Source organism: Gardnerella swidsinskii, assembly GCF_003397705.1.
In the GTDB taxonomy this organism is placed as follows: domain Bacteria; phylum Actinomycetota; class Actinomycetes; order Actinomycetales; family Bifidobacteriaceae; genus Bifidobacterium; species Bifidobacterium swidsinskii.
This window is the reverse complement of sequence record NZ_QJVB01000003.1, coordinates 279,723-296,431: the sequence shown is the minus strand read 5'-3', so window position 1 is coordinate 296,431 and position 16,709 is coordinate 279,723. Positions and strand designations below refer to the sequence as shown.

The following is a 16,709-nucleotide window of genomic DNA, read 5'->3' as shown; positions in this document are numbered from 1 at the left end:
ATTGTTTATATACGATATTGCAAAATATTGCCCAAAGTTATATTTTTCGCTCATGACTCGACATAGCCAAGCCCATAAGCATTACTGCTGCACTTGTTGCAAGGTTCATTGATTCCGCTTTTCCATATATTGGAATTATTGAAATATCGTCAACCTGTTGCAATACTTCTTTAGGTAAGCCTCTAGCTTCATTGCCAAATAAAATAGCCAAAGAACTGCTAATAACCTCGGAATTGACTAAAATTTTTGGAAATGGCACAGGTTTAATCTTGTCAGTTCCGTAAATATCAGCTGCAATAACTCGAATATTTGATTTTGCAGCGCATTCGAACCAGTCTTGAACGCTTAATTGCACTACAGGAAGATGAAATAGTGAGCCAGCAGTCGAACGCACAAGCTTAGAATTCCACCGACTTACGCAATCATCAACAAAAACAACAGCATCGCATCCAGCAACATCTGCAACACGAATAATAGCACCAGCGTTGCCAGGATCTCTTACCTGCCAGCAAGCTGCAATACGAAGAGGCTTAAAATCGTTTTTTACTTTCACTTGTGCTGATTGTTGCAAATTTTTAAACTCACTAAAATAAATATCGTCCAAAGATTTCGAATTAACAACCGCAACAATTCCCTGTGAATCAGCACTAATTTTTTGCATAATATTCGACTCAACAGGATGAACATAACAAGATTGAGATAAAGCTTCTTTAACTATTTCCCGCAAAGAAGAAAATTGGGAACTTTCCTTTTCATTACCTTCACAAGCATCTTTAGTAACATAAATATCACATAACGAATCTGTGACATAACGTACAGCTTCGCGCACACTTTGCGGACCTTCAACTAAAAAACGCTGCAAATCATGCGACTTTGCGCGACCTAAAGAAACGAGTCTGCGCACGCGCTCACTGTGAGTATTATCAATTAGTTCTTTTAACGGCATAAATATAACTTTACTTCAAAAACAATTACGACACAGGAAATACGCATTCACGTATTTATGCAAACTTGTCACGTTCTTTACAACAAGACTTATAAGCAAAACCTTATAAACTCTATTCATGATGCTCTGAAGCACTAGAAGTGGTATAACCCTTAGGCTCAAGCTGGAAAGTAGTGTGAGAGACAGAAACAGGAAAATGCTCGCGCAAGCAGTCCTGAAGCTGGGAAAGCACCTGAGAGCATTGAGTCATTGTCATATTAGGATCCACAACAACATGTGCCATAAAAATCGGCATACCAGTAGAGACAGTACTAGCGTGCAAATCATGAACTGCAAGAACATGAGGAACATGCTCTAGATGTTCACGAACTTTGTTTAAATCAAGACCTTCAGGAGTCTGCTCAAGAAGAACCTTAACAGCATTCTTAAGAAGCTTTAACGCACGAGGAATCATAAGAAGCGCAATAATACCGCCAGCTAAAGCATCAAAACCTGCCCAACCTGTACTCATCATTACAATAGCTGAGACTACAACTGCAACAGATCCAAGAGCATCGTTCATAACCTCAAGAAAAGCAGCACGCATATTCATATTGTCTTGCGATTGAGACATAAGAATTACAAGAGAACCTAAATTCGCAGCTAAACCAAGGATACCAAAGAATAGCAGCTGATTTACATCGTGAATGCCTTGATGGCCACTACCAAAAAGACGCATTCCAGCTTCAACAAGAGCATACACTCCTACAAGCAGTAAAATAAGAGCTCCCGCAGCAGCTGTAATAACCTCAAGACGCGCCCAACCCCACGTGCGCTTACTATTTGGACGACGACGCATAAGAATTGCAGTAACTGTTGAAGCTGCAAGAACCGAAATGTCTGTAAGCATATGACCTGCGTCTATAAGAAGCGACAAGGAATTGGTTATGAAAGAACCAATTACCTCAGCAAAGAACACAGTTGCAGTAAGAGAAAGCGTAAGAAGCAAACGATGCTGATGTGCATGACTTGCGTGAATTGCTTCTGCTTGGGAAGCTGCGTTGGCGTTATTGTAATTAGTATCGGAAGAGTTGACATTTGCATTCACACTGCTTGAGCGTGAACCAGTGCCGTTAGTTTGAATTACATCGTTATGATTATGCACTTTCCAACCTCCTAAAATATTAAAATATTTGGGCGATATCGTTTCTCAATATCATTCGCATTTTGCCTTATACGCAATGAACCCCAGCCTAAGCCGGGGTTCACTATTATCAATTACTTTGTCTATAACTATGTAATCACAAGCTGTCGACATGCACGCATTATGGGTTATAGGTAAAACCAACAGAAAAGCAAAAGGCGCCACACAGCTAAAAACTGTGCAGCGCTTTGTTTGTGCCTCCGGTGGGACTCGGACCCACAAGCCCGTAAGGGCGTCAGATTTTAAGTCTGATGCGTATGCCAATTCCGCCACAGAGGCAGCAATCACTTATTATGCCATATATCTAAGCAAAGAACAAGCTCAGCGTGTGGCGAGTAACTTTCTTCCCAAATCAAGCGTAATTCCGTCAAGCAAACCATGCTCACTTGCAACAAACGTATCCAAAACCCCACCGTGATCCTCATACGCAGCTTTTGCTAATCTCTCCAACACACGGCTCCAAATCACTGCTCCACCGCCGACAACATCCACACGCCCTGGGTGAATCGTCGCATACGTGCGCCTGCAGTCCCTAGGCATACGCAAAAAGCGATTATTAACAGCATAAGCCTGCTCTAATCCAATATGCACACCATCGACAGCAGTATGATCATAATGCTGCAATCCCATAGTCAAAGCAGCCATAGTTGTCACAGTTCCAGAAACGCCAATAATAGTACGAGCTCGCCCTGCAGGGACAACTTTGAAAGCATCATCAATATGCTTGTCAATATCTTCAATCGCAGCTTGAATTTCCTCTTCCGTAGGAGGATCAGTATGCAAATGCCTTTCAGTCATTCTAACAGAACCAACATTCATGGAGTATGCTGCAGAAACCTTGTGCGCCGGCAAGCAGTCCCCATCCCCTCCAAGCACTAACTCAGTAGAACCTCCACCTAAATCAACTACGAGATACGGTGGCTGCAACTCATCGCGAGACACAACGCTTGTTGCACCAAGGAAGCTAAGAGCTGCTTCTTCAGTACCACTAATAACTTCAGGACGAACACCAAGCTCATCAATCATCATTTGTTCAAAAATCTCACGATTTTCAGCATCTCGTGTAGCTGAAGTTGCCACAAAACGAATCGCATCAACTGGATGTTCTTTCAAAACTTGCGCAAATTCGTGCGCAGCATCCCTCACTCGCTCCAAAGCGTCATCTGCGAAACGATGAGTTTCGTCAATTCCCTGACCTAGTCTAACAACGCGAAGCATACGAGGTACAATATCTTTCATTCCATGCTCAGAAACTTGCGCAATTTTTAGTCGAATAGAATTCGTACCACAGTCAATTGCGGCAACCTGTACTGTTTTTTCTGCACAAGTAGTCGTGTCGCTTTTCACAGCTTCACCCTCTGCAGTTTTATCTTTTGCAATCGTTTCGTCTTCCACAACAACTTCCGTTTCAGTAGCATATGCATCATCGCTCCACGGAGTAGTACAACGGCACACGTTAGGATCAAACTCATCTTTAATGCGCTCTAGCACCATGTCACCAATCGGATTTACACCTTTGCCCATTACCAATGTTTGCGCGAGCAAAGCATGCAAGCATTTAACACGAACTGGCATTCCACCAGCGCTCATCTGACTAATATGCTCTTCACTATCCCCCAAAGACACAGCTAATTCATGACGGAATTCCAAATAATACTTATGCGCACGCTCATATTGTTTCTTCAGATCTTCGTCCGATTGTAATAGCTCGTTATATTCTCGCATAATACCGTCTGCTTCTACGCGAGACACCGCTTTTACAGCTTCAGGACTGGTAAGGTAGCATGTAGTTGGGAATGGTGTGCCATCTTCTAAGCATGGTCTAGTAATAACAGCAAGAGGTCTACCACAAACGCAACGCGCACCAACAGCTACCATTCCTCTAGGGAATCTTCCAAGTTGCTTTTCAACAATTGTACGCTCAGCATCACTTGCAGGTGTAGTAAATAAACGTTTCACAGCTTCTTCTGGAATATATTTCTTATTACTGTTCTGCATTTTATCTGAACTTTCTTGGCTGTTAGCCATGCGTTTCTACTCCTGTTAAAGCTGTTTTACAAATAAATAATCTTTTACTTTATCAGTTTATATATTTTATCAGTTTATATGTTATAAGGATGGCACAGTATCTGGTTTGTCTGCTTTATGTATTGCATACATTAAGTCACTATACCAAGGCAAGACTGAATGAGTCTTAGTTTCGCTATTTTCTTGAGCAAATTCATTCGGAACTTTTCCAGTTACTGCTTCAGGATGCTCTACGCGAACAGCCTGCTCACCGGGAAAAATAAAGCCGAGACGATCTCTAGCTTGAGCGGTAACGTATGCTTTGTCTTTCCATCGGTCAATATTATTATCCAACGTACGTTTTTGTTCACGTAAATCACTTTCTTCACGCTGAAGTGCATGAAGCTCAGACAAGCTTAACGCATAATTTCTAACTGTTGAAATGCATTCAATTGAACTAACGGTAACTACAAAAACCATAAATAAAAACACGAGCGGTCCTGAAAGTAGTCGACGCTGTTGCAATGGTGCTACATCTTCACCTAATGCTGTTTTACGACGCTTTTTCATAACCATACTCTCTAAATTACTTGATGTATTCGACGTGAAAACATCATGTATTCCGCTAATATCTTACGTGCTTTAGATGCAAAATGCTGTTGTGCCACATTTACAGTCACGCTACATTTACAGTAACTCACATTTATTCGTTATTAAAATTAAAAAAACTGACGAACAAAACTGCAAAAAAAATATTCAAATTTTTCTACTTAAACCAGTAATTTCTATTAATAACATCGATCATTTCAACTAATTGCTTTGTTTCTGCAATATCATGAGCACGTATTACACGTCCACCAGCCATAAACATCGCTGTTTCTGCAACTAAAGTGACAGGCAAACGATCTTCTTTATCTAAATTAAAAAGCTTCTTACCAAAGCCTTTTCTAGAAATCGCAACCAGTATTGGTCGACCAAAACGATGCAATTGATTAATATTGCGCATCATTGCATAATCTTGTTCACCATCAGCAACCTTTGCATAGCCAATTCCTTGATCAAGAATAATCCTATTTAAGTCAACTCCTCCATCAACAAGCATTTTTAAATTATCGCTAAAGAATTGACACATAACCTTTGTTAAATTGTCATATTCTGTATCTCTATTGCTATGCATTGTTACTAATCCAACGTTAGAATCTGCCATAAGCTTTACTTTTTCTGGAGAATCAAACGCACGAACATCATTTATAATATCTACGCCAGCTTCAATTGCAGCTTCCATTACAGGTAACTTGTAAGTGTCTACTGCTACAGCAATTTGAGGATAATTTTTGTGAATATACTTAATAGCAGGTATAACGCGACTTATTTCCTCTTCTGGAGTAATTTCTAAATAACCGCCAGGTTTTGTAGTTTGACCGCCTACTTCTATAACATCAGCACCAGCTTCAACTATTTCTTTAATATGGCTATTTACTTCGTCTTCACTTTGGTACTTGCCGCCATCATAGAATGAGTCAGGAGTAATATTCAAAATCGCGTAAACTATCGGCTTGTCAAGTGTATCAAAGCAGAATCGCCCTGCATTCCACACAATTGCTTTTTGCTTTAATAGCGAGCGCAAACTTGCAAGTAATTCTTGATCTTCGTACCATGCTTTTTCGCACTCTTGCATAAAAGGTTTAAGAGCAATAAGCGGCAAAATAAAGTCAATAGAAGACTCGGAAACTTTGATAGCTGTATCAAAATGATCGAGAAAATCAGCTACTTTGTTTAAATCGTTTTCACTAATATTTTCCCACGTGCATAAAATTTTTTGATTTACGCAAAGATCCTGCAGTAACGCTATATCTGCAATATTTTTAGAAGACGCATTCTCCAAATTGCTTTCAATAATTCGCATTTGTATTCTTTCTTTCTAAAACCTCATATTTAAAACTAAATTTATATTCCAAACTAATTAAAAACTTCGCTACTTTCAATAATATTAATCCAATTAGTGTCGCTAGTTTTATTAAGCTTATCTTGTATAAGTTCATGATAATTTGCATCGTCTGCGCTTATTTCAAGCAAAGGAACTAATACAAATCTGCGATTATCTCTTTCTTTGTGCGGAATCGTAAGATTTTCACTTTTTATAGTTTGACCACCAAAATCAATAATATCCAAATCGATTGTTCGAGGACCCCAACGAACTATGCGCTTTCTGTGAAGACGCTGTTCAATATCATGAATAAAATCAAGCAATTCAAAAGCTGTTAAATCAGTGTCCAAGCGTAAAGCAATGTTATAAAAACTGTCTTGCACTACGTCACCAACTGGTTCAGTTTCATACACTGAAGAAACGATAATATTGCTTATATGCGAATTTTGCTTCAATAGCGAAACAGCTTGACGCAAATTAAGTAATCTATCACCTATATTACTTCCAACACTTATGTATGCACTAGAAATCATATTTCCCCCAAAAAAAATAATTCAATTTATAGTTAAAAGTATATATCATGAACAGTTAGGACTAGCCAACTTTATGAATTCAAACAATAAATAATCTAATATCAAAAATTTTTATAACAAAAATGTCGCTGTAAATTCAATACTCTTGAAGAGCAATCAAACCTACAACGACATTTTCCAATACGCTTTTATCTAAAATCTGTAAAAATATTTTAGATTCAAAAGTAGTATTTTTTAGTTATTTTATTTTTGACTTATCTATTCTGCTTGAGCTTTACTCAAAATTGTATCTGCAGAATGCTGCAACTTTTGCAACTCTTCTTGAGTCAAATCAAGCTGGCATTGCTTAACAATTCCTTCTCTACCAACAATTGCTGGGTATGAAAGATAAGAATGGTATTCTTCGCGATAGTTTGAAACAGGCATTTGCTCTTTAGAATCCGAAAGAACTGCATCCACTAAACGAACTGCAGCAGCAGCAATACCGTAGTTTGTGTACTTCTTTCCGTAGAACACAGTAAAACCGCCTTCACGAGTTTCCTCATCAATAGCGTCTAAATTCATGTTCTTTTCTTTAATAAGCTCTGTTATAGGCTGCTCAAAGACTTTAACAGTAGACCACGCAACGAATTGCGAATCACCGTGCTCTCCTAAGCTATATCCCTTAACAGCCTTTGGATGCACGCCAAAGAACTTGCCTACTGCACGATGCAAGCGCGCAGAATCAAGCAAAGTGCCAGTTCCAATAATCTTTTCGTAAGGAAGACCAGTAGCTTCCTTGTAAAGCTGGCAAATAGCGTCGCAAGGATTTGTTATGTCGATTAAAACACCGTGGAATCCAGAAGCCTTAATCTTTGCACCAACTTCTGCAACTTCCTTACGATTATACTTAAGCTCTGCAAAACGATCTGGATGAGGAACGTCTAAAAGCTTTATGTGACCCAAGGCGCTTACGATTACCTCTACGTCTTTTAATGCTTCATAATCATTAACCGTAATATTAACGTTAAAAGGCACATTATCCATTGAATCTTCAAAATCCAATGCGTCGGCATTCACCTTTGCCTCGTTTGTATCATAAAGGTACAAATCATCAGCGTGACCGCCAACAACAAGTTGATGCGCTACTGCTGCACCAACGTTTCCCATGCCTATAACTGCGACTTTTCTCATATGAAACATCTCCTTCCGTTTTTAGTTTTCCATAAAAAATAGCACTATTTTGATGAGAATAAAAGTAATGTTAGAAAAATTTATATATTTTTTCAAAAAATCGCTAAAATATACGAAAAACGGTCAGCCGTAAACACGACTGACCGTTAAAACTCAAAGACTCAAGAAGCCACTAAGTTACTTAAAACTAAAAGTTACTTCATATACTTCTTGCAAGCCTTGAATGCGCTGTAACCAGCATACTGAGCGGTAGAACCAAGCTCTTCCTCAATCTCAAGCAAGCGGTTGTACTTAGCAATACGCTCGCCACGAGCAGGAGCACCAGTCTTGATTTGGCCAGTGTTCTTAGCAACAGCAAGATCAGAAATGGTGGTATCTGGAGTCTCGCCAGAACGATGGGAAACCATAGAAGTGAAGCCGTTCTTAGTTGCAAGCTCAATAGCGTCGAGGGTTTCGGTGACGGAACCAATCTGGTTCAACTTCACGAGCAAGGAGTTAGCTGCACCAAGCTCAATACCCTTAGCCAAACGCTTTGGATTGGTGACAAGCAAGTCATCGCCAACGAACTGCAAACGATCACCAAGACGCTTGGTGATTTCTGCCCAATCATCCCATCCTTCTTCCTGGAATGGATCTTCAATGGAAACGATTGGATACTCGTTGATGAGCTTCTCGTAGTAATCAAGCATGTAAGCAGATTCGCGCTCTTCGCCATCAAAACGATACTTACCAGTTTCCTTGTTGTAGAACTCAGAAGAAGCAACGTCAAGAGAAATACCAATCTGCTTGCCTGGCTCGTAGCCAGCGGCTGCAATTGCATCCATGATGTACTTCAAGGAATCCTCATTGGACTTCATCTTTGGAGCGAAGCCACCTTCGTCGCCAAGACCAGTAGCCAAACCTTCCTTCTTCAAAACATTCTTCAAGGTGTGATAAACCTCAACACCAGCGCGCAAAGCATCGCTGTAGGTCGCGAAACCGTAAGGAGAAATCATGTACTCCTGAATATCGGTTGCGAAATCAGCGTGAGCACCACCGTTCATGATGTTCATGTTTGGAACTGGAAGAATGTGACCATTGGTGCCGCCAATGTAGCGGTACAACGGAAGCTGAGCAGACTCAGCAGCAGCGTAGAGAGCAGCGAGGGAAACGCCGAGAATTGCGTTAGCACCAAGCTTGCCCTTGTTTGGCGTGCCATCAAGCTCAATCATCGTCTCATCAAGAGCGCGCTGATCGGTGGCATCCATGCCAATAACCTTAGGTGCGATTACCTCGTTGACAGCCTTAACAGCTTCCAACGTGCCCTTACCTTGATAACGGGACTTGTCGCCATCGCGACGTTCCCAAGCTTCAGCCTCACCAGTAGAAGCACCAGAAGGCACTAAACCAATACCCTGAGCGCCATCTTCGGTCTCCAAATAAACCTGAACAGTAGGATTTCCACGAGAATCCAAAATTTCGCGTGCATATACGCTTTCAATAGCTGCCACAACTACTCCTTTATACCTATGGGTTGTGATGACTCTTTTAAGATTAGTGCGTTTTATGGACGTTATATTGAGTACCAGCGTATTTATGCCGTGAACGTTCACAATATTTTGATTTAACTCGAGTCATATGAGCCAATTGTATATTTTTAAGTAATATCGTTTATAAATATCGATTTAAAATATACTTGTCCATACCCTTAAGTGATAATGACCTCAGACACGGGGTGCGCAACTACATCGTGCCAAACAACAATACATATAGTGTTGCGCTGAGAATACACTCGTTGAACCTGATATAGCTAAAACTATCGAAGGGATTGTCGCATGACTTACAGTTCGCCTAATAAAGCGAAGAACATATTGAAGATTGCATTTAAAGCGGTATCTTCATGTAAAGTGTGGATTTCAACTATCCTCATTTTGGTTTTGTGGTTTTTCACAACTCTTTCTCCAACCGAAGACCGTTCTTTGCCATCCCCATATGAAGTAATACAAGCTTTTATTGATTTAAACAACGAAGGCATATTATTAAAATCCTTAGGAATAAGTATTTTACGAGTTCTTTTAGGACTTTTGTTAGGAATTATTTTTGCTGTTCCAGCAGGAATACTTGCAGGAGGCAGTAAGCTTGGCAATATTGTAGTTGATAAACCAAGCCACATGTTGAGGTCAATTCCATTCCCGGCTTTAGCTCCAATATTAATAATTTTCCTCGGAATAGATGAAACGATGAAAATAGCACTTATAGCTGTCGGTGTTTTTGGACCTATGTACGTTAATATTCGCGACGGAGTTCGTAATATTGATTCAAAACTTCTTGAATTAGCGCAGGTTTATCACGTTAAAAAATCTACTATTTTTATATCTATTTTGCTTCGCGGCACACTTCCAAGTTTTATGACAGGTTTGCGATTTGCAATATCTGTAGCATGGGTTGCATTAGTGACTTGCGAAACAGTTAATTCTTCTATTGGAATTGGATACATTCTTTCAAGAGCACAAGAATTCTTTAGACCAGATCAAATGATGGCATGCGTTATTATGTACGCAATTGCAGGTCTTGGATCTGAGCTTACTGCAAACATATTAGAGTATCTTCTTATACCTGAACGCAGATTAGATAAAAAATCACGCCAATAATCTAGTAATATCAACATTTTTCTAAAGTTAACTACTTTTTAAAATGCATTAAATTGCTTTTAAGAATTAGTCAATATTTAGATTCAACAACCAAATAATAACAACCAAACAAACAACAGATAAACAAAACAACAAACAAAAGGAGCTGTATATCATGGCTAATTTAAAAATGCGATTTTCTAAAAAGAGCATTATTGCATTAATCTGCGCTGCTTGTGCAACTGTATCTCTTGCAGCTTGCGGAAGCTCACAAAAATCATCAAACGCTTCTTCAAAAGAAGATGCTGGAACTATGAGAGTTGCTTATCTTTCTACAGCAAATTATTTAACTACTTTGAAAAATGAGAAATTCCTTCAAGACGAATTTGGCAAATCTAAAGTAGTTTACACTGGTCCTTACACTCCAGTTGACGGTCTTACTGCTGTGATGAGCGGAAATGCAGATGCTACAACTACTGGAACTGGACGCTTCATTGATTTGATTGCAGAAGGACAGCCATGGGTAGCTTTTGCACTCGAATATTACAACGGTGATTCTCAAGGAATCGTTGCGTCCGCAAAAAGCGGCGTAAAAACACTAAAAGACTTATACGGCAAAAAAGTTGCTATTATTCACAACGGTGATACTGGCGATTACATGCTTCACCGTGCATTCGATAAAAGCGGTTTAGACGTTTCTAAAGTTAACAAAGTTGAGATGAGCCCTAAAAACTTCCAAGCAGCATTTACATCTGGGCAGATTGATGCCATTTCTTCATTTGATCAGAATCTTGCTGCAGCAATGACAACTCCAGGCGCAAAATTGCTTGTAAATGCTAAAAAGTACGGCAATATGAACGTTACTATTCACATTGTTTCTAAGAGCTTTGCACAAAAGCATCCAGATCTTGTTAAGAAGATGTACAAGGCTCTTGTTCGCGAAGCAGAAAAGTCTCATAAAGAAAACAATGTTATTGGAAACGCATACAAGCAGCTCGGAGCAAGCGAAACTATTATTAAGCAAATTGAAAAGTTTGACAATCCAACTATTCGTCCAATCGATGAAAAAGGTTTGAAAATGATGGAAACTCAGGCTAAAGAATACGTGAAATATGGTTTAATTAAGCAAGCTCCAAAGAATTTGAAAGATTCTGTAATGGATTGCACAAAGTAAATTAATTCATTTATCCATAAAACACATATTCATAAAAAACAAAATTAAATATCAAAATAAAATAATATATAACTGATTAATCAAAATTAAAACAAAGTTATATAACAAGATTATATAAACATGATTTAGAGCAACGCAGTAGGAGTAAATATGAACACTCAAATAGAAGAAAACTATGAGACTAAAGATAACTCTTACTGCGTTACTCTAGAACATATTGGCGTGACTTTTAAAAATAACGCTAAAATATTACGAGATATAAATCTAAATATTAAAAAAGGCGAATTCGTATCTCTAATAGGACGCTCAGGATGCGGAAAAACCACTCTTCTTAAAGTTATTTCAGGATTAATCAAACCTGATTCTGGAACAATAAACGTCACACAACATCAAGCAATAGGTTTCCAAGATGCAAGATTAATACCATGGCTAACAGTAAGTAAGAACGTAGTTTTCGGCATGCAAGGAAACAAATCAGAACTAAAATCTATTGCAGAAAAAGCTCTTAACGATATGCAACTTAATAATTGCGGTTCGAAATGGCCATCAGAACTTTCAGGTGGTCAAGCACAACGAGTCTCATTAGCTAGAGCTTTAGTTCATAATCCTGAATTACTACTTTTAGACGAGCCTTTCGGAGCATTAGACGCTTTAACTCGTTTAGACATGCAAGATTTGCTTGATAATCTAAGACAGAAACATGGCTGGACCACGATAATGGTCACGCACGATATTTCCGAAGCAGTAAGACTTTCTGACAGAATTCTTATGATTAAAGACGGAATCATCGAGAAAAACTGGAATATTGATCGAAGCCAACTTGATGCACAAAAGCGTCCAAATAATCACGTTGAAATAGAAGATGAACTACGCATGGCATTGCAATAAATATTTTTAACACTTATATTGCAACAGATATTACAAATCACCACGCTAAGTCTTCAAGTAATTGCTTAGACCACTTAAGAATATCTGATTCACTCATTGAACCAGCACCGAGTGAAGATTCAAAAGGAGCTGGAACAATAAGCATATGAGTAAGAGGACGATACTGCAATCCTCTATAAATACGCTTCAAACGCATCATCACAGACTCTTTTGGATCGATGCCAACAACTCGCACTGATTTTCCTTGAGAGCTGATTTGCGTAATACCAATCTCGCGTGCTTTAAAACGCAAACGAGCAACATCACACAAAGACTCAAACTCTTCAGGTGGATTACCAAAGCGATCAAGAAGCTCATCGTGAAGTTCTTGCAAATCACTATTATCCTTAGCAGCAGCAAGCTTCCTGTACGCTTCCAAACGAAGCTTGTCAGAGGCAATATAATCAACTGGAAGAGAAGCTTCAACAGGAAGATCAATAGTTACACAAACAGGCTCAACTCTTTCAGGTTCCTTATATTTTTCAACAGCTTCAGAAACCATACGAACATACAAATCAAATCCAACACCCTCAATGTGTCCACTTTGCTCATCTCCAAGCAAATTTCCAGTTCCGCGCAATTCCAAATCTTTCATCGCAACATCAAAACCAGAACCAAGCGCAGTATGCTGAGCAATTGTTGAGAGCCTATCGTGAGATTGTTGTGTCATAGGCTTAGACGGATCATACAAAAAGTAAGCGTAAGCACGCTCATGACCTCTACCTACTCGACCACGAAGCTGATGCAACTGGCTTAAACCGAATCTATCTGCGTGATCGACAATAAGTGTATTCGCATTAGAAATATCAAGACCTGTTTCAATAATCGTTGTACAAACAAGCACATCAATATCTCTATGCCAAAAATCACGAATAACAGCATCGAGCTGCTTCTCACCCATTTTTCCATGAGCAATAGCAACACGAACATCTGGCACAAGCTCCTGAATCTTACTTGCAACAGAACTAATATCTTCAACGCGATTATGGACGTAAAAAACCTGACCCCCACGCAACAATTCACGCTTAATGCATGCAGCAACTTGAGAATTATCATACGCACCAACGTATGTAAGCACTGGAAGCCTATCTTCTGGAGGAGTTGCAAGAGTAGACATTTCACGAATACCAGTTACAGCCATTTCAAGAGTTCTAGGAATTGGCGTTGCCGAAAGACTTAATACGTCAACGTTTGTGCGCAAAGCTTTAAGCGTTTCCTTATGTTCCACACCAAAACGCTGCTCTTCGTCAATAATAACCAAACCTAAATCTTTGAACTTTATACTAGGATTCAAAAGCTTATGCGTTCCAATAACAACGTCAATGCTTCCATCTTGCAATCCAGCTAAAGTTTCTTCAATCTCTTTAGAAGTTTGGAATCTACTCATTGCAGCAACTTTTACAGGGAATCCTTCAAAGCGATTTGTAAAAGTCTCGTAATGCTGCTGAACAAGCAAGGTCGTTGGAACTAAAACAACAACTTGCTTGGAATCCTGCACAGCTTTAAAAGCTGCACGTAACGCAATTTCAGTTTTACCAAAACCAACATCTCCACAAATTAAGCGATCCATTGGGATTGGGTTTTCCATATCTGCTTTTACTTCATCAATAGTTGTAAGCTGATCAGCAGTTTCTTGATAAGGAAATGCGTCTTCCAACTCTTTTTGCCAAGGAGTATCTTTACTAAATGCAAATCCGCGAGATTGCTGCCTTGCTGAATAAAGTTTAATAAGATTTTCAGCAATTTCATGAACATGCTTTTTAGCCTTTGCTTTAGTTTGAGCCCAGTCAGAACCTCCGAGCTTGTTAAGCTTTGGTATTTCTGCACCTATATATTTACTCACTAAATCAAGCTGATCAGTTGGAATAAAAAGCTTATCGTTAGGAGCGTTACGTTTGCTAGGAGCATATTCAATGACTAAATATTCGCGAGTTGCACTACCACCCGAAACAGCAATATTACGTTGTTTCATGCCAACAAAACGTCCAATACCATGCTGCTCGTGCACAACGAAATCACCAGGCTTTAGTTCCATTAGGTCGATTGCTTTGCGCCTGCGTTTTGGAGTTTTTAGTTGAGCTGATGCAGAAGATTTACCTGTCAGATCACGCTCTGTAAGAATCGCGATACGCGCAACATTATCAATGAAGCCATCCGAAATACTTGAGCGCACTGTAGTAAATTCATGTACACCAGTCGCATATATAGCGCGCCTCAAGCGTGCAAGAGTACCAGAAGCCGCTGCAGTAATAGTTACAGCAAAACCATTGTCAACAAGAGAAGTGATGCCGCCAGAAACTTTCGATTCATCTCCTCGAAACTCTTGTGGCGCCGATGCTGGCAAAGCAATATTTCCATAAATTTGATTGTCAACACCAAAAGATGTTAATTTCCATACGTCATGATTAGACAATTCTAACGATGAAATCGTTTCATCAAAATCCAAGAAATTAGCTTGATCGAATGTTATTGGAGCTCCAGAACCGTGACCAGAAGCAGCAACATGCCAACTAGCTGCTAAGAATTCGTTAGCTGTAGCAGTTACGTCATCTGCAGCTCTACGGCATTTTTCGGAATCAGATAGAATAATAACAGATTCCTTTGGAAGCATATTTTGCACTGATTCCATGCGATCCACTAGTGCAGGCAACAAAGACTCCATACCTTCTACAGGTATAGAATTTGCGATTGATTCAAGCATATCGTCAGCATTTGGAATTGCTCCAATAAGAGAACGCGCACGCTTGCAAATTTTTTCTGTAATCTGAAGCTCACGACAAGGCGTAGCCCAAATACTTGCAATATTATTGCCATAAGTGCGCTGATCAGAAGCATGAAATTGCTTTATAGTATCAATTTCATCACCAAAAAATTCAATTCTCACAGGATGTGTCATCGTTGGCGCAAAAACGTCAATAATTCCACCGCGAACAGCAAACTCTCCGCGTTCCATCACCAAATCAACACGAGTATATGCGTTTTCTACCAAACGTTTCACAGCATATTCAAGAGTTAATTCTTTTCCGCACTCAAATAACAAAGGATCTATATCACCAATGCCTTCAACTACAGGCTGAATAAGCGATCGCACAGGCATAACCAACACGCGAATCGGACCAAAAAGTGATGTGTTATTTTCAGGATGGCAAAGCCTACGAAACACTGCAATCCTGCTAGCAACAGTATCTGCTCTAGGCGAAAGCCTTTCATGAGGTAACGTTTCCCACGCTTCTAATTTAGCAACGTCTTGAGCATCACCATCGTACCAATCACGTACAGATGCAATAAAATCTTCAGCATCTCTACTCGATGGAACAATAACAACAACCGGCTTTTTTTTAGCTAATGCAGCAACAATAGCAGAACGAATGCCAATAGGAGAAGAAATTGTTAAATCTCCACTTATTGAATCTAAATCTTTACGATTTTTATTTGCACTTTCGCAACAATAATCAGATATCGAATCAAGATCATATTCAGATAAAGCTTTAAAAAGTGAATCCTTAGTTGATAAATCATTAAGAATATCTCTCAAGCTTATTACTGAAATATCATCAGTCTTATCATTCTTGTTGTTTTTGATATTAGACCTGCTATCAGCGGCCATTAAACTTCTCCTGAGTTGCTGCTAATCCATGGAAAATAATACTTTCTGCAGCATCAGCACCATCTGCTAAAAAGTTTGGAAGATCAGATTTTTGAGCTGCAGCAAAACCTCCAAGAACCCAATTGACAGTATTATCGTGCGCATGAGCACCACGCTGCGCATGACCAACACCCATTCTCACTCGAGAATATTGAGGAGTACCAAGAGAGCGATCGATAGAACGAATACCGTTATGTCCTCCCGCAGAGCCTCCTGCTTTTACTTTAATGCGTCCAAAATCTAAATCCATATCATCGTGAATTATCACAATATGATCCGGTTCTATTTGATAATAGGAGCTTATAGAAGATACTGCAGCACCAGAATCATTCATAAAAGTCAACGGTTTAGCAAGGAAAAACTTTGCTACGCGACCATCAAGATTCATAACACCTTTGCCAAGTTTAGCTAAACCTTTGTGATCCGAAAGAGATACTGACCAACGTTGTGCCAAAACGTCTGCAACCATAAAACCCATGTTGTGTCGAGTACCCTCATATTTTGTACCAGGATTTCCCAAGCCAGCAATAAGCCAAAAATCCGATGCCATGGCAGACCACTCCCCATTCAAATATTTAGCAAAA

Annotated in this window: 13 protein-coding genes, 1 tRNA gene and 1 riboswitch; of the genes, 3 read left to right on the top strand and 11 right to left on the bottom strand. The window is 39.4% G+C overall.

All coding sequences use genetic code 11. The features are described from left to right. Positions 1–37: 37 nt before the first annotated feature. The 9 genes from D0T18_RS05185 to eno all read right to left on the bottom strand — a co-directional run bounded on the left by D0T18_RS05185 (position 38) and on the right by eno (position 9,259). Complete coding sequence (locus D0T18_RS05185) at positions 38–946, bottom strand: TrmH family RNA methyltransferase (protein WP_116440606.1); 909 nt, start codon at positions 944–946, stop codon at positions 38–40. A gap of 112 nt (positions 947–1,058) precedes the next feature. Then, positions 1,059–2,033 (bottom strand): cation diffusion facilitator family transporter, encoded by a 975-nt coding sequence (locus D0T18_RS05180; RefSeq protein WP_410310497.1) that lies wholly within the window; start codon positions 2,031–2,033, stop codon positions 1,059–1,061. 291 nt (positions 2,034–2,324) lie between these two features. Continuing rightward, positions 2,325–2,408 (bottom strand) — tRNA-Leu (locus D0T18_RS05175). 42 nt (positions 2,409–2,450) lie between these two features. Continuing rightward, complete coding sequence (locus D0T18_RS05170; RefSeq protein WP_049762351.1) at positions 2,451–4,127, bottom strand: DUF501 domain-containing protein; 1,677 nt, start codon at positions 4,125–4,127, stop codon at positions 2,451–2,453. Between the two features lie 111 nt (positions 4,128–4,238). Continuing rightward, positions 4,239–4,712, bottom strand: coding sequence for an FtsB family cell division protein (locus D0T18_RS05165; protein WP_076002800.1), 474 nt, complete (start codon positions 4,710–4,712; stop codon positions 4,239–4,241). A 190-nt stretch (positions 4,713–4,902) separates the two neighbouring features. Then, positions 4,903–6,042 carry a dihydropteroate synthase gene (gene folP, locus D0T18_RS05160; protein ID WP_004111416.1) on the bottom strand — a complete coding sequence of 380 codons (1,140 nt, stop codon included), beginning with the start codon at positions 6,040–6,042 and terminating at the stop codon, positions 4,903–4,905. A gap of 53 nt (positions 6,043–6,095) precedes the next feature. Then, positions 6,096–6,596, bottom strand: a complete 501-nt coding sequence (folK, locus tag D0T18_RS05155; RefSeq protein ID WP_004119382.1) for a 2-amino-4-hydroxy-6-hydroxymethyldihydropteridine diphosphokinase — start codon at positions 6,594–6,596, stop codon at positions 6,096–6,098. A gap of 258 nt (positions 6,597–6,854) precedes the next feature. Continuing rightward, entirely contained in the window at positions 6,855–7,769 is a 915-nt protein-coding gene (locus D0T18_RS05150) for an L-lactate dehydrogenase (protein ID WP_033888758.1), read from the bottom strand. A gap of 194 nt (positions 7,770–7,963) precedes the next feature. Continuing rightward, positions 7,964–9,259: a phosphopyruvate hydratase gene (eno, locus tag D0T18_RS05145; RefSeq protein ID WP_004111411.1), complete on the bottom strand. Its 1,296-nt coding sequence runs from the start codon at positions 9,257–9,259 to the stop codon at positions 7,964–7,966. 210 nt (positions 9,260–9,469) lie between these two features. Continuing rightward, positions 9,470–9,594: riboswitch (TPP riboswitch) on the top strand. On the opposite strand from eno, the gene D0T18_RS05140 reads away from it, so the two are divergent. The 3 genes from D0T18_RS05140 to D0T18_RS05130 all read left to right on the top strand — a co-directional run bounded on the left by D0T18_RS05140 (position 9,584) and on the right by D0T18_RS05130 (position 12,440). After that, positions 9,584–10,399: an ABC transporter permease gene (locus D0T18_RS05140; RefSeq protein ID WP_116440605.1), complete on the top strand. Its 816-nt coding sequence runs from the start codon at positions 9,584–9,586 to the stop codon at positions 10,397–10,399. Its footprint overlaps the riboswitch before it by 11 nt. 154 nt (positions 10,400–10,553) lie before the next feature. Continuing rightward, entirely contained in the window at positions 10,554–11,552 is a 999-nt protein-coding gene (locus D0T18_RS05135) for an ABC transporter substrate-binding protein (protein ID WP_116440604.1), read from the top strand. Between the two features lie 150 nt (positions 11,553–11,702). After that, the gene (locus D0T18_RS05130; protein ID WP_116440603.1) at positions 11,703–12,440 is read left to right on the top strand and encodes an ABC transporter ATP-binding protein; all 738 of its coding nucleotides are present in this window, start codon (positions 11,703–11,705) and stop codon (positions 12,438–12,440) included. 37 nt (positions 12,441–12,477) lie between these two features. Here D0T18_RS05130 and mfd read toward each other — a convergent pair whose 3' ends face one another. After that, the gene (gene mfd / locus D0T18_RS05125) at positions 12,478–16,086 is read right to left on the bottom strand and encodes a transcription-repair coupling factor (RefSeq protein WP_116440602.1); all 3,609 of its coding nucleotides are present in this window, start codon (positions 16,084–16,086) and stop codon (positions 12,478–12,480) included. Next, the gene (pth, locus tag D0T18_RS05120; RefSeq protein ID WP_004111397.1) at positions 16,076–16,675 is read right to left on the bottom strand and encodes an aminoacyl-tRNA hydrolase; all 600 of its coding nucleotides are present in this window, start codon (positions 16,673–16,675) and stop codon (positions 16,076–16,078) included. The genes mfd and pth overlap by 11 nt, the downstream gene beginning before the upstream one ends. Positions 16,676–16,709: the final 34 nt, after the last annotated feature.